Below are 13,483 nucleotides of genomic sequence, written 5' to 3' on the forward strand. Positions count from 1 at the left end.
TCTGAAGGTCGGGGGGGCTTACAGCAGGCCCAGAAGCAACGTGGCGGCGGCAGCGGAGGATTGCGGGTTCTGGCCGGTAACCAGATTGCCATCCAGGATGACATTGGAGGTCCAGTCGGGCGCGCCGTGATGGATGGCGCCCAGTTCCTTCAGGCGAGTTTCCAACAGGAAGGGCACCTTTTCCACCCCGTCCACGGCCCGTTCTTCCGCATCGGTGAAGGCGGCGACGGTGCGGCCCGCGATGAAGGGCGTGCCGTCGGGGCGGCGCATGCCGGCGAAGACGGCAGGAGCATGACACAGGGCGGCAATCACCCGGCCCGTAGCATCAAACCGGAACAGCAGGTCGTGCAGCTTCTTGTTGTACGGCATGTCAAAGACCGTGCCATGGCCGCCCGGCATATAGACGGCGTCGAAACCATCGCTATCTAGCGTGTCAAAGGCCGGCGTGTCGGACAGCGTGGCAATCGCCTGTTCCCAGGCATTGGCCTGCTCAACGGTCGGCGCGCTTTTCGGGTCGACCGGAACCTTGCCGCCGGCGATGGAGGTCACGGTGACCTGATGGCCGGCGCGGGTAAAGGCCAGATAGGGAACAGCATGTTCTTCCAGCCAGACGCCCGTCGGCTCGCCATTCAGCATGCGGTCATGGCTGGTCAGGATGAAGAGGATCTTGGACATCGCGTGGGCTCCGTGGCTTGGGATGTCCGGATCATGCCTTCGCCTGATATATTTCGGAAATTTATCCTTTCTATTTCAGACATTCACATGACATTATAACTGATGCGTTACGATCTGAACCTGCTGCCCACCTTCATCGCGCTGATGGAAGAGCGTAACGTGACCCGTGCCGCTGAACGGCTGGGCATGACGCAACCGGCGCTGTCCAACGCGTTGAACCGGCTGCGCGTGATGCTGCGCGATCCGCTGTTCATCCGCGAACGCTATGGCATGCAGCCGACGGAGAAGGCGCAGGAACTGGCGCCCGTGATCGCCGCCGCCCTGGCCACGCTGGACGATATCGTCCTGGGGCAGCAGGATTTCGATCCGGCACAGGCCAACCGCCTGTTCACCATCGCGCCCAACAGCTACGTCGAATATGTGCTGATGCCGGCGGTGGTGACGCGGCTGCGCGAACAGGCACCGGGGATCAAGCTGCGCCTGACGCCGTTCGGCACCGATCTGGCGGAAACCGGCGTCGTGTCGGGCAGTACCGCCATGGTGATCGGCCGCATCACCGATCCGCCCGACAATCTGGTGGTCCAGCACATTATGGATGACGGTCTGGCCTGTGTGGTCCGCGCCGACCATCCCACCATAGGAGACAGCCTGTCGCGCGAACAGTATGAGGCGTTGAAGCATGTGAACATGCTGCCGCCCGGCCGTTTGCGCGCCGGCCTGTTCCAGGCCCTGCAGAAGCAGGCATTGAAGCGGGAGGTGGCGGTGTCCGTCACCCATTTCCTGGCGGTACCGGAACTGGTGGCGGTCACCGACTATTGCTCCACCCTGCCCCGCCTGATCTGCCGGCAACTGGCCCGCGACAAGCGGCTTAAGGTCATGCCAGCGCCTGCTGATCTGGGCACCTTTCCCGTGGAGATGGCCTGGCATGTGCGTTATCGCCACGATCCGGCCCATCGCTGGTTGCGGGGGCTGGTGGCCGATGTGGCGCGGGAGATAGCAGCGGGGTGATGTTCGGGACTATTGAGGCTTAAGCATATCCGCCTCCCTGGCGAAGGCCGGGGCCCAGGGGCCAAACGCCCGACGGCGGTGCAGCGGATAGCGAGGCAGGTGGAAAAGTGAGTGCCTTTGGCCCCTGGGCCCCGGCCTTCGCCAGGGAGGCAATATAAAAGTTTCAAAGGGTTAGGAAGAACGTTCCCTGATTCTCACGTCAGCGACAGCGGCCCCTCTGCCGCGTCGATCAGTGGGTCCGGCTTCGAAAAGGCCACCAGCTTGTCCCGATCCTGGATCAGCAGCCGGTTGCCCTGGACCGACAGGCCATGGTCGCGAAGGGTGGAAAAGGCGCGGGACAGGTTTTCCGCCGTCATGCCAAGGCGAGAGGCCAGGATGCGTTTATCGACAGGCAGCACGACCTCATCACCCTCCCGCGCCAGACCCAGGACGTAGCAGCCCAGACGCTGCACCCCGGTGCGCAGCTTCAAATCCTTGATCTGCCGGACCAGACGGCGGAAATGTTGTGCCAGTTCTGCCATCACCGGGGCGGAAAGGGCGGGATCGGCGGCAACGGCATAGCGGAAAATCTCCGCATCCAGCAGCAGCACCCGTGACGCCAGCAAGGTGCGCGCCGACATCAGATAGGGTGCCCTCGTCAGAGCGGCGGCCAGGATAAAGCTGTCGACGGGAAACAGGGTTTCCACCACGGTTTCACTGCCGGCCTGATCCCTTGCGAACAGTTCCACCCCACCTTCCAGCAGAACCATCAGGAAATCGGCGCGGTCTCCCTCCTGAAACAGCAGGGTTCCGCGCGGATAGCGCTGCAATGATCCCCGTGCGGCCAAGGAGGATAATTGTTCTGTTTCAACCTGCCGGAACATGGGAAGACTGTGTACCAAACTCAGGTCTTCAGGCTTCATGGTCGGATTCCGGCTTATTGGTGGGTTCGGGTTATCCGCGAGATGCTGGCCCTTGGTAAGGGAACCGGCCCATTGGCGTCAATAAACCATGGATATCGTCATGGCGGACCAATGTGACATATTAAGCATATAATAATTCAAATATGGCGTGCCTGCGCGTATGGTGGCCGTCAAGCGGCCCCCGCCATGGTCGGCCAGATGCCGGACGTGGTGGGCGCCAAGGGGAAACGGGGGAGGATATCGATGGAACTGTCCACATTGGACATTGTTATTGTCGTGCTCTATGGCATCGCCATTTTCGGGCTGGCGCAATATGTCTCGCGTGACAAGCCGGGCACCGCGCCCAAGAACACGACAGACTATTTCCTAGCGTCCAAGAACCTTCCCTGGTGGGCCATCGGTGCCTCGCTGATCGCCGCCAACATCTCCGCCGAACAGATCGTGGGCATGTCGGGGTCGGGCTATGCCATCGGGCTGGCCATCGCATCCTATGAATGGATGGCGGCGGCGACGCTGCTGATCGTGGGCAAGTACTTCCTGCCGATCTTCCTGAAGAATGAAATCTATACGATGCCGCAGTTCCTGGAACGGCGGTATGGTCCGTCGATCCGGACCCTGATGGCCATCTTCTGGCTGGTTCTCTATGTCTTCGTGAACCTGACCTCCATCATCTGGCTGGGTTCCATCGCTGTCACCAAGGTGGCGGGCGTGGATCAGAACCTGGCCCTGATCGGCCTGGGCACCTTCGCCCTTTTGTACCAGTTGCGCGGCGGCCTGAAGGCGGTCGCCCTGACCGATATCGTGCAGGTGTCGCTGCTGGTCATGGGTGGCCTGATCATCGCGGCCCTGACGCTGGGGGAGATCGGTGGCGAAGGCGGCATCCTGGCCGGATGGCAGCGTTTGACCACGGAATTGCCGGGTCATTTCCATATGATCCTGAAGGCTGACAACCCGCATTACATGGACCTGCCGGGCCTGTCGGTGTTGATCGGCGGCATGTGGATCGCCAATCTCAGCTATTGGGGCTTCAACCAGTACATCATTCAGCGCGCGTTGGCGGCCAAAAGCCTGGACGAGGCGCAGAAGGGCGTGCTGTTCGCGGCCTTCCTGAAGCTGCTGATGCCGGTCATCATCGTGCTGCCGGGGATCGCCGCTGTCATCCTGGCCCCCAATCTGGCCAAGCCGGATGAAGCCTATCCCTCAATGATGCGGCTGTTGCCCACGGGCCTGCTGGGTCTGGTGTTTGCGGCCCTGATCGCGGCGATCATCGCCTCCACCGCGTCGAAGATCAATTCCATCGCCACCATCTTCACCCTGGACGTGTTCGCCAAGTTCCGCCATGTGCGCGAAGGCGGGGCCGAACAGGAACGCAAGCTGGTGATGGTGGGCCGTATCGCGGCCACGGTTTCCATCCTGCTGGCCATCCTGACCGCCCGCCCGCTGCTGGGTCAGTCGGAGCAGGCGTTCCAGTTCATTCAGGAATTCACGGGCTTCTTCACGCCGGGCATCACCGTGATCTTCCTGCTGGGCCTGTTCTGGAAGCGCGCCAACGAAGCGGGCGCCATCACGGCGGCCATCGCGTCGGTCGCCCTGTCCTGGGCGATGAAGGTCTGGTGGGCCGACCTGCCCTTCATCGACCGGATGGGCATCGTGTTCATCATCTCTCTGGCGCTGGCCGCGGCGGCGTCGCTGGTCATCCCGTCGCGGGCGGGCAGCGACACGATCGATACCGGTACTGTCAGCTATCGCACCGGAACCGGCTTCAATGCGGGCGCCATCGGTGTGGTCCTGGCCCTGGTGGCGCTGTACGCAACCTGGTGGTAACCGCACCCTTCACGGGGACCGGTAAAGGCGGCGGGTCCGGTGGGGCCCGCCGCCTTTTTGCATTTTGGACAAAGCTGTCGCCGGCACATCATGGTAAAGGGAAAATACCAATCCATACAAAGCTGGCAAAAGCCGGCCATATCCGCAGACAGGAGAACAGGGGCATGAGTTTCTGGGGGCGGCGCAAGGCGCTGGACGCGCTGACGCATGTTGACGAGACACGGCAACTGAAACGCACACTCGGCTGGCCGCATCTGGTGGCGCTGGGCATCGGGGCGATCATCGGCACCGGTATCTATACTTTGACCGGCATCGGGGCGGAACGCGCAGGACCCGCCGTGATCCTGGCCTTTGCGGCCTGCGGCATCCTCTGCGTCTTCGCGGCCTTGACCTATACGGAAATGGCGACGCTGATCCCGGCGGCGGGCAGCGCCTATACCTACACCTATTCGGTGCTGGGCGAGGGGCTGGCCTGGCTGGTGGGGTGGAGCCTGATTTTGGAATATGCCGTCACCTGCTCCGCCGTGGCGGTCGGCTGGTCCGGCTATATGGTCGGCCTGCTGGAAAGCCTGGGCGTGCATCTGCCAGCCTGGATGATATCGGGCCCGCATGGTGGGGGTATCATCAACTTGCCCGCCGTCCTGATCACCCTGGCCGTGACGGCGATGCTGGCGCGCGGGGCCAAGGAAAGCGCCACCCTGAACATCGTGCTGGTGGCCATCAAGCTCCTGGCGCTGGCCGTGTTTGTCGGTCTGACGGCGCCGGCCATCATGCCGGAGAATTTTACGCCCTTCATGCCTTATGGCTTTGCCTCGCACAGCGTGGACGGGCAGGTGCGCGGCGTGATGGCGGCGGCGGCCATCGTATTCTTCGCCTTCTTCGGTTTCGACGCCGTCTCCACCTCGGCAGAGGAGGTCAAGAACCCGGAGCGGGACCTGACCATCGGCATCATCGGGTCCATGGTGGTCTGCACCCTGATCTATATGATTGTCGCCGCCTGCGCCGTCGGTGCCTGGCCGTTCGCGGAGTTTGCGGCCAGTGGGGAGCCGCTGGCCTTCATCCTGCGCGGATTGGAGCATCCGGGTGCCGCCTTCGGCATTGGGGCGGCGGCCATCATCGCCCTGCCCTCGGTCATCCTGGTGATGATGTTCGGGCAGACGCGCGTGTTCTTTGTCATGGCGCGCGACGGGCTGCTGCCCCGCTCGCTCAGCCAGTTGGATGCGCAGCGGCGCGGGCCGCTGCGCCTGACCTTCCTGGTCGGCGGGTTCGTGGCGCTGGTGGCCGGCTTCTTCCGGCTGGATCAGATCGCCGAACTGTCGAATGCCGGCACGCTGACGGCCTTTATCGCGGTTTCGGTCTGCGTCATGGTTCTGCGCCGCACGCGGCCCGACCTGCCGCGCCTGTTCCGCTGCCCCGCGGTGTGGATTGTGGCGCCGCTGGCCGTGATCGGCTGTCTTTACTTCATGATCAGCCTGCCGACGGGCACCCTGGTGCGCTTTGCCATCTGGAACCTGATCGGCATCGGCGTCTATCTGGCCTATGGACGGCGACGTAGCCTTCTGGCCCAGGCCGGGAGTTGAATTCCGGCCCGTTCCACCTTATGTCCTGATGCCGGCAGGGGGCATGGCAGACCCCGCCGACAGAAAGATAAAAGGCAGCATGTCCGCGTCATCCCCCTCCCCCGTTCCCGCCGCTGAAACGGAAAGCGGTGCCCTGTCCCCACGGGCGCTGGCCATGCGTCAGCGCCTGATGCAGGCCGGGGCGGAACTGTTGGGGGAGGTCGGGATCGAACGCATCTCCACCAATCTAGTCGCCGCGCGGGCCGGCGTGACACCGCCCGTCTTCTATCGCCATTTCAAGGACAAGTACGACCTGCTGGCCGCCCTGGGCGAGGACCTGATGCTGCGCCAGAATACCGTGCTGGCCGCCTGGCTGGAGGGGCATGGCGACAAGGGGTTCGATGGCCTGATCCAGGCGCATTATCAGTTCCTGCTGTCATCCATCCAGGTCACGGCCACACAGCCGGGGGCGGTGTGGATCATGCGGGCGCTGCGGGCGGTGCCGTCCCTGTCCAGCGTGCGTACCCAGTCGCACGAACTGGTGACCGACCGGATCATGGAGGTGATCTTGTCGCTGCTGCCCGATGCCAATCCCGCCGAATTGCGCCTGCGGGCCCGCATCGCGGTTGAGGCCGGGTACAGCATCATCGAACTGGCCCTGGAAGACCCGGACCAGTCGCCGGAAGCCCTTTGCCATGGCCTAACCGCCATGTGGCAGGGCGGTCTGCGCAACGGCCTGGAACAGGCCTGACCCCACCCGCATCACCATCATCGTCATTTCTGAACGGGCACCCGCGGTGACCCGCATTATCCGCTTGCGTCGGGCACAAGGATTAGTTATCACTAACTTCATCAGTTAGCGATCACTACAAGCCATCATTGATAGGGGTGCCATGACGACGCCGTTGAGCGTGCGGGCGCTGCGGGGATTGCTTTGCCTTGCGTTCCTGTGCCTGGGGGCCTGCGGACAGAAGGAAGCACCGCCGCCTGACGCCGCCACCATTGCTGCCCTGCGCCCCGCCGATCCCCGATTGGCGGAGATCTATGCCGCGTCCTGCCTTGCCTGCCACACGATGGCGGATAGCGGGGCGCCACTGACGGGTGTCGTGGAGCAGTGGAAACCACGTCTGAACAAGGGGATGCCGGTACTTCTTAAGAATATTGTTGAGGGTGTGAACGGTATGCCGGCGGGGGGGCAATGCTTTGCCTGCACGCCGGAGGATTACACCGCCCTGATCCTGTTCATGAGCCAGCCGCCGCGCTGAAAGGGGAAATGATGGTTTCACGGCGTTCACTTTTCCTTGGCATGGCGGGTGTGGCAGCGGTGGCCGGTACCGGCGGGTGGGCTGCCAGCCGGGTGGGCGTGCAGCCCGAACCACCCGCACCGCCGGGCCAGGATGAGGCGGGCCGGCTGCTATGGCGCAACTGGTCCGGCATTCAGTCCGCCTATCCGGCACAGCGCGCGGCACCCGGCAGCGAGGACGAGTTGGCAGCGCTGGTGCGCACGGCACCGGGTCCCCTGCGCACGGTGGGATCGGGCCATTCCTTCATGCCCCTGGTGCCCACGCCCGGCACACTGGTCACGCTGGACCGGATGACGGGCCTGATCATCCATGACAAGGCCACCAGCACAGCGGTGGCCTGGGGGGGTACAAGGCTGGCCGATCTGGGCGCCGCATTGGCCGGGATCGGGCAGGAAATGCCGAACCTGCCCGACATCAACAAGCAATCGCTGGCCGGCGCCACAGCCACGGGCACCCATGGCACCGGCGCCACCCTGCCCGCCCTGCACGGCAATATCACGGCCCTGCGTCTGGTCACCGGGCGCGGCGACATTCTTGATTGCGATGTCGCACGTAACACGGAGTTGTTCCACGCGGCGCGCATGGGCCTGGGTGCCTTCGGCATTGTCACGCAGGTGACCTTGCAGAACAGCCCGTTGAAGCGGGTGGAACGGAATGTCTGGCTGCAGCCGCTGGAACGGACATTGGCCGACTGGCCCCGCCTGCGCCAGGCCCACCGCAATATCGAATTCTACTACCTGCCCTTCACCGACATGACCGCCGTCATCACCCATGACGAAACGGACGCGCCGGCCACGGTACGTCCGCCCGCACAGGATAATGAGGCCCTGCTGGACCTGAAGAAGCTGCGCGACTGGCTGGGCTGGTCGCCGGCCCTGCGCCGCCGAGTGGCACGGCAGGTGATGTCGGGGCTGGAGCCGGAACGGGTCGTGGATGAAAGCTGGCGGCTGCTGTCCAACGAACGGCCCGTGCGCTTCAACGAGATGGAATTCCATCTGCCGCTGGAGGCGCAGGCCGATGCCTTGAAGCAGGTGATCGCCGCCATTGAGGGGCAGCGCAACGATGTGTTCTTCCCCATCGAGGCGCGGGTCGTCGCCCCCGATGACGCGTGGCTGTCACCCTTTCAGGGCCGGATGACGGGGTCCATCGCCGTCCATGCCTATTACAAGGATCAGTATGATTTCCTGTATCAGCTGGTGGAACCGATCCTGCGCCGGCATGGCGGGCGACCGCATTGGGGCAAGCTGAACAGCCTGAAACGCGCCGATTTCGCCGCCCTTTACGCAAGGTTCAACGATGCCGCCGACCTGCGCCGGCAGATGGACCCGGAGGGGCGGTTCCTGAATGATTATCTGCGCGGGGTGTTCACTGATGCCTGACACGCCCGCCGCCTATTTCGCGTCACTGTCCGCCGCCTTGGACCGTGCCCGGATCGCCGAACCGGTGCTGATCCTGGACCGGTCCCGGCTGGATGCGAATATCAGGGCGGTGGCCGATATGTTGCGTGGTGGGGCGGCGGTGCGGCTGGTGGTGAAGTCCCTGCCCTGCGCGCCGCTGCTGCGCCACCTGTCCGCGGCACTGAACAGCAACCGCACTATGGTCTTCAACCGGGCCATGCTGCTGTCGATGCGGGATGTTGATCCGACGTCGGATATCCTGCTGGGCAAGCCGCTGCCGGTGGGCGCCGCCCGTGCCTATTACGACGAAGCCGGGATCGAAAGGCCCGGCCCGCGCTGGCTGATCGATAATGTGGAGCGGCTGGACCAGTACGCCGCCCTTGCCCGCAGCCTGGGGATTACGTTGGATGCGGCGGTGGAGGTGGATGTCGGCCTGCATCGCGGCGGGGTGGCGGGACCGGCGGCCCTGGCCGCCCTTCTGGACCGGGCCGGACGGGAAATCCGCCTTACCGGCCTGATGGGCTATGATCCGCATCTGGCCAAACTGCCCCCGGCAATGGGCATCCGGTCACGGGCCTTTGCCGGCATGTGCCGGGATTATGCGGCGATGGCCGCACTGCTGCGGTCGCGCGGGGTGGCGGACCCGCTGCTGAACAGTGCCGGCAGCCCGACCTATGCCCTGCATGCCATGGGCAGCCCGGCCAACGATCTGGCCATCGGATCGGCCTTTGTGAAGCCATCGGATTTCGACATTGGCACGCTGTCGCACCATGTGCCGGCCTGTTTCATCGCCACGCCCATTTTGAAGGTCGCGCATCCCGCCCGCGTACCCGGCCTGGGCAGCCTGCCCGCAAGGCTGTTTCCGGGGCAGGCACAGGCGCATTTCATCCATGGCGGCAACTGGCTGGCAGACCCCGTCTGGCCCGCCGGTCTGCGGCGCAGCGCCATCTTTGGACCGTCCAGCAACCAGGAATGCTGGCTGGGGTCCCACGCCCCGGCCCGGCAGCCCGGTGACTGGCTGTTTTTGCGTCCCCGACAGTCGGAGGCGCTTTTCCTGCAGTTCGGCTCCCTCACCGTTTTTGACGGGGGGGAGATCACACAGGCCTGGCCGGTCTTTCCGGCATCGGCCTGAACAAAGCGGCGAATGCCGCATGCGATGAACAGGGTTGTCTGAACAGGGGAAATGCCATGAAGAACAACGGGTTGAAACTCTTGCTGCTGTCCGGTGCCGTTATCGCCGCCCTGCCCGCCACAGCACAGGAACTGGTGGTGCTGGAGGAGATTGTTGTCACCGCCCAGAAGCGGCAGCAGAACATGCAGGATGTACCCGTCAGCGTCACCGCCCTGTCGGGTGCGGCGCTGCTGGACCAGGGTGTGCGCGACGTGCAGGACCTGGGCAAACTGGCGCCCGGCCTGATGATCCAGAGCACCGATGCGTCGGCCAATCCGAAAATCTTCATCCGGGGTGTCGGCCTGTCGGACTTCAACGCCAATGCAGCGGGGGCAGTCGGCATCTATGTCGATGGTGCCTATGTCGCCTCCCCCCTGGCACAGACGGGACAGTTCTTCGATCTGGCGCAGGTGGAGGTGCTGAAAGGGCCCCAGGGCACGCTGTATGGCCGCAACACCACGGGCGGCACCATCAATGTCACCACCCGCCGCCCGGATTTCACCGTCGGCGGCGACGGGCGCATCGATTATGGCCGTTACAACGCCATCACGGCACAGGCCGCCACCAACGCGCCCCTGGTGGAAGACAAGGCCGCGATGCGCATCGCCGGCATCTGGGAACGCGATGATGGCCGCACCCTGAACCGGGTCACGGGACGCCATGTCAATGATACCGACCGCTGGGCTGGGCGTGGCAGCCTGCTGCTGACCCCGTCCGACGGGTTCGAGGCGCTGTTGCAGGTGCATGGCGGGCGCAACCGGGGGGACAGTATCCATGCCCAGTCGCGTCCCCTGCTGCCCGGCATTCCCGCCGCCGCCGGCCCGGACGGGCTGTGTGCCACCGGGCTGTATGCGTCGGGCGGCTGTACCGACGCGCTGGGCTATGCCGACACGGATGGCGATCCCTATAAGGGCGATTACAATCTGGCTGGCAAGGACCGCGTCGACCTGATCGGCGCCACCTTGAACCTTCGCTTGGATTTGTCGGGCGTCACGCTCTACTCCATCACCGCCTGGGACCATGCCAAGCGCAATGATGTGGAGGATACGGATGCCAGTCCGGGCCGCCTGATCGAAACGACCTATCTGGCCAAACAGCGCGATTTCTCCCAGGAACTGCGCCTGGAAACCGCCCCCACCGACAAGGTGAAGGCTGTCGCGGGCCTTTACTACCTGCATGATTATCTGGATACGGACAGCCAGTATGACGTGCTGCGCGACCTGCGCCCCCTGTTCACCACGCCTGACAATCCAACCGGCCTGTCGATTGAAAATAATGTGGCCATGGTCGGCTTTCCCTATCGCCAGACCACGGACGGCTATGCCGCCTTCGGGCAGGTGGATTTCAGCGCCACGGAGCGCCTGACCCTGACGGCGGGCCTGCGCTATTCCAAGGACAAGAAGGATTTCCATTATGCCAGCACGGTGGAGCAGGCGGTGGAACTGTTCGACCTGTCCGCCGACAAGTCCTTTGACAGCGTGTCAGGCCGGCTGGCCGCAGCATTGACCCTATCCGACGATGCCATGGCCTATGCCAGCTATAATCGCGGTTATAAAAGCGGCGGATTCTTCGGCGGATACACCCGTGATCCGGCGGACCTGGAACCCTATGATGACGAGACGGTGGACGCGTTCGAAGTGGGTACCAAGACCGAATGGCTGAACCGGCGTCTGCGCCTCAACCTGTCGGGCTTCTATTACGACTATCAGGATTTGCAGGTTTTCCAGTTGGTTGAGCGCGACGGTCTGACCGTTCAGACCTTCGACAATGCCGCCAGCGCCCGCATCCTGGGCCTGGAATTCGAGATGACGGCCCTGCCGGTTGCCGGGCTGGAACTGGGACTGTCCGGGTCGCTGATCGATGCGGAATATAAGGATTTCGTGTCGCGGGGGGAGGATTTGAACGGCAACCGCCTGCCCTCCACCCCGCGCTGGTCGCTGACGGGTACCGTGTCGCACAGCCAGCGGCTGGACGGGATCGGGGAGATCGGTCTGACGGCCAACCTCTCCTATCGCTCCAGGGTCTATTTCGACAGCCGCAATCTGGAACGCCTGTCGCAGTCCGGTTACTGGCTGGCCGATGTCACCCTGGGCTGGACCAGTGATGATGGCGCCATCGGGGCAGGTATCACCGTGGCCAACCTGTTCGACAAGGATTATGTCGTGGACATCAACAACCTGGAAAGCTTTGGCCTGGACGCCGTCAATTACGGTCGCCCCCGGCGCATCGGCGGCTATTTCCGCTGGCAATACTGACCGGCAGGATGATGTCCATGGATGATCAACTGAATGAAGCCTTCACCCGGCTTCGCGACGCCGTGATGGCCGATCCCAACCCCGACGCGGCAACGCGGCGGGGCTGGCTTCACGCCCTTGCCGACGGGCTTGCCCGCCGGCAGGGGGATTTCGTGGCCGCCATTGATGCGGATTTCGGGGGACGGCTGGCGCATGAGACGCTGTTCGCGGAACTGTTCGTAACGGTTTCGGCCCTGCGGCACAGCGCGTCACGCCTGAAAGGCTGGATGAAGCGGCGGCGGCGGTCGGTGCCGCTGCCGCTGCAACCGGGCCGCGCCTGGGTACAGCCGCAGCCGCTGGGCGTGGTGGGGGTCATCGCACCCTGGAACTACCCGTTGCAACTGGCGCTGTGTCCCTTGGCCTGCATTCTGGCGGCGGGCAACCGGGTTCTTCTGAAACCCTCGGAACTGACGCCCCGGACCACGGCCCTGATCGCCGCGCTGGTGGCGGATGTGCTGCCGCCCGGTGTGGTTACCGTGGTTACGGGCGGGCCGGACATGGGGGAACGGTTCAGCCGCCTGCCCTTCGACCATCTGCTGTTCACCGGCTCCTCCCGTGTGGGGCGGATGGTGATGATGGCGGCGGCGGAGAATTTGACGCCTGTCACCCTGGAACTGGGCGGGAAATCACCGGCCATCATCCTGCCGGGTGCCGATCTGGCCGGTGCGGCGGCGGACATTGCCTATGGCAAATTCACCAATGCCGGACAGACCTGTGTCGCGCCCGACCATGTGCTGCTGCCGCGCACGGAGATGGAGCCGTTCGTTGCGGCCCTGAAGGCCAAGGTGCAGGCCTATTTCCCGACGGAGATGAGCAATGTTTTCGGCGAACGCGGGCGGCAGCGGGCGGGTGCGCTGCTGAGCGAAGCTGTTGAACGCGGCGTGCGGGTGGAAAGTCTGGCGGCCAGTGCCCATGCCCTGATCGATCCGCCCGACGATCTTGCGGTCATGCGTGAGGAAATCTTCGCCCCGCTGCTGCCCATCATCCCCTATGACCGGGTGGAGGATGCGCTGGATCGGGTCCGGCGGGGGGAAAGGCCGCTGGCCATGTATCTGTTCGGACGCGACCGCGCCCTGATCGACCGGGCGTTGGACCAGAGCTGGGCCGGCGGCGTCACGGTCAATGACACGCTGATCCATGTCGCGATCGACAGCCTGCCCTTCGGCGGCGTCGGGCGCAGCGGGATGGGCCGGTATCACGGCCAGGACGGTTTCGACAATTTCAGCCACCTGAAGCCGGTGTTCCAACGGGGCTGGCCGCGCACCGACCGCATCATCCGCCCGCCGCTGAACGATCTGCACCGCCGCCTGCTGCGCTGGCTGGTGGGATAAACGGCCCTGGAGGCCCCC

The 13,483-nt window shown here is 64.2% G+C and carries 11 protein-coding genes; 9 read left to right on the forward strand and 2 right to left on the reverse strand.

The annotated features are described in order from the left end of the window. Positions 1-18: 18 nt before the first annotated feature. Positions 19-675 carry a type 1 glutamine amidotransferase domain-containing protein gene (locus ACODSP_RS06825; protein ID WP_488964870.1) on the reverse strand — a complete coding sequence of 219 codons (657 nt, stop codon included), beginning with the start codon at positions 673-675 and terminating at the stop codon, positions 19-21. Positions 676-777: 102 nt separating this feature from the next. On the opposite strand from ACODSP_RS06825, the gene ACODSP_RS06830 reads away from it, so the two are divergent. Further along, positions 778-1,683 carry a LysR family transcriptional regulator gene (locus ACODSP_RS06830; protein WP_488964871.1) on the forward strand — a complete coding sequence of 302 codons (906 nt, stop codon included), beginning with the start codon at positions 778-780 and terminating at the stop codon, positions 1,681-1,683. Positions 1,684-1,877: 194 nt separating this feature from the next. On the opposite strand, the gene ACODSP_RS06835 is transcribed toward ACODSP_RS06830, so the two are convergent. Next, on the reverse strand, positions 1,878-2,585 hold the full coding sequence (locus ACODSP_RS06835; protein ID WP_488964872.1) for a cyclic nucleotide-binding domain-containing protein: 708 nt from the start codon (positions 2,583-2,585) through the stop codon (positions 1,878-1,880). Positions 2,586-2,828: 243 nt separating this feature from the next. On the opposite strand from ACODSP_RS06835, the gene ACODSP_RS06840 reads away from it, so the two are divergent. The 8 genes from ACODSP_RS06840 (at position 2,829) to ACODSP_RS06875 (ending at position 13,465) form a co-directional block, all read left to right on the forward strand. After that, positions 2,829-4,409, forward strand: a complete 1,581-nt coding sequence (locus tag ACODSP_RS06840) for a sodium/sugar symporter (protein ID WP_488964873.1) — start codon at positions 2,829-2,831, stop codon at positions 4,407-4,409. 164 nt (positions 4,410-4,573) lie between these two features. Further along, on the forward strand, positions 4,574-5,989 hold the full coding sequence (locus tag ACODSP_RS06845; protein WP_488964874.1) for an amino acid permease: 1,416 nt from the start codon (positions 4,574-4,576) through the stop codon (positions 5,987-5,989). Positions 5,990-6,068: 79 nt separating this feature from the next. Then, positions 6,069-6,719 (forward strand): TetR/AcrR family transcriptional regulator, encoded by a 651-nt coding sequence (locus tag ACODSP_RS06850; protein ID WP_488964875.1) that lies wholly within the window; start codon positions 6,069-6,071, stop codon positions 6,717-6,719. A 142-nt stretch (positions 6,720-6,861) separates the two neighbouring features. After that, a complete protein-coding gene (locus tag ACODSP_RS06855; RefSeq protein ID WP_488964876.1) occupies positions 6,862-7,233 on the forward strand; it encodes a c-type cytochrome in 372 nt (123 codons plus the stop codon). Between the two features lie 8 nt (positions 7,234-7,241). Next, the gene (locus ACODSP_RS06860) at positions 7,242-8,651 is read left to right on the forward strand and encodes a D-arabinono-1,4-lactone oxidase (RefSeq protein ID WP_488964877.1); all 1,410 of its coding nucleotides are present in this window, start codon (positions 7,242-7,244) and stop codon (positions 8,649-8,651) included. Then, the gene (locus ACODSP_RS06865) at positions 8,644-9,801 is read left to right on the forward strand and encodes an alanine racemase (protein WP_488964878.1); all 1,158 of its coding nucleotides are present in this window, start codon (positions 8,644-8,646) and stop codon (positions 9,799-9,801) included. The genes ACODSP_RS06860 and ACODSP_RS06865 overlap by 8 nt, the downstream gene beginning before the upstream one ends. A gap of 56 nt (positions 9,802-9,857) precedes the next feature. After that, positions 9,858-12,095: a TonB-dependent receptor gene (locus ACODSP_RS06870; protein WP_488964879.1), complete on the forward strand. Its 2,238-nt coding sequence runs from the start codon at positions 9,858-9,860 to the stop codon at positions 12,093-12,095. Between the two features lie 17 nt (positions 12,096-12,112). Then, positions 12,113-13,465, forward strand: coding sequence for an aldehyde dehydrogenase family protein (locus ACODSP_RS06875; protein WP_488964880.1), 1,353 nt, complete (start codon positions 12,113-12,115; stop codon positions 13,463-13,465). Positions 13,466-13,483: the final 18 nt, after the last annotated feature.

This window comes from Niveispirillum sp. FG156 (genome assembly GCF_057809555.1).

Bases quoted from the DNA above. Each gene is read 5' to 3' on its own strand.
- ACODSP_RS06860 (WP_488964877.1), top strand. From the start codon at position 7,242: ATGATGGTTTCACGGCGTTCACTTTTCCTTGGCATGGCGGGTGTGGCA.
- ACODSP_RS06825 (WP_488964870.1), bottom strand. From the start codon at position 675: ATGTCCAAGATCCTCTTCATCCTGACCAGCCATGACCGCATGCTGAAT.
- ACODSP_RS06875 (WP_488964880.1), top strand. From the start codon at position 12,113: ATGGATGATCAACTGAATGAAGCCTTCACCCGGCTTCGCGACGCCGTG.
- ACODSP_RS06830 (WP_488964871.1), top strand. From the start codon at position 778: ATGCGTTACGATCTGAACCTGCTGCCCACCTTCATCGCGCTGATGGAA.
- ACODSP_RS06835 (WP_488964872.1), bottom strand. From the start codon at position 2,585: ATGAAGCCTGAAGACCTGAGTTTGGTACACAGTCTTCCCATGTTCCGG.
- ACODSP_RS06865 (WP_488964878.1), top strand. From the start codon at position 8,644: ATGCCTGACACGCCCGCCGCCTATTTCGCGTCACTGTCCGCCGCCTTG.
- ACODSP_RS06845 (WP_488964874.1), top strand. From the start codon at position 4,574: ATGAGTTTCTGGGGGCGGCGCAAGGCGCTGGACGCGCTGACGCATGTT.
- ACODSP_RS06855 (WP_488964876.1), top strand. From the start codon at position 6,862: ATGACGACGCCGTTGAGCGTGCGGGCGCTGCGGGGATTGCTTTGCCTT.
- ACODSP_RS06840 (WP_488964873.1), top strand. From the start codon at position 2,829: ATGGAACTGTCCACATTGGACATTGTTATTGTCGTGCTCTATGGCATC.
- ACODSP_RS06870 (WP_488964879.1), top strand. From the start codon at position 9,858: ATGAAGAACAACGGGTTGAAACTCTTGCTGCTGTCCGGTGCCGTTATC.
- ACODSP_RS06850 (WP_488964875.1), top strand. From the start codon at position 6,069: ATGTCCGCGTCATCCCCCTCCCCCGTTCCCGCCGCTGAAACGGAAAGC.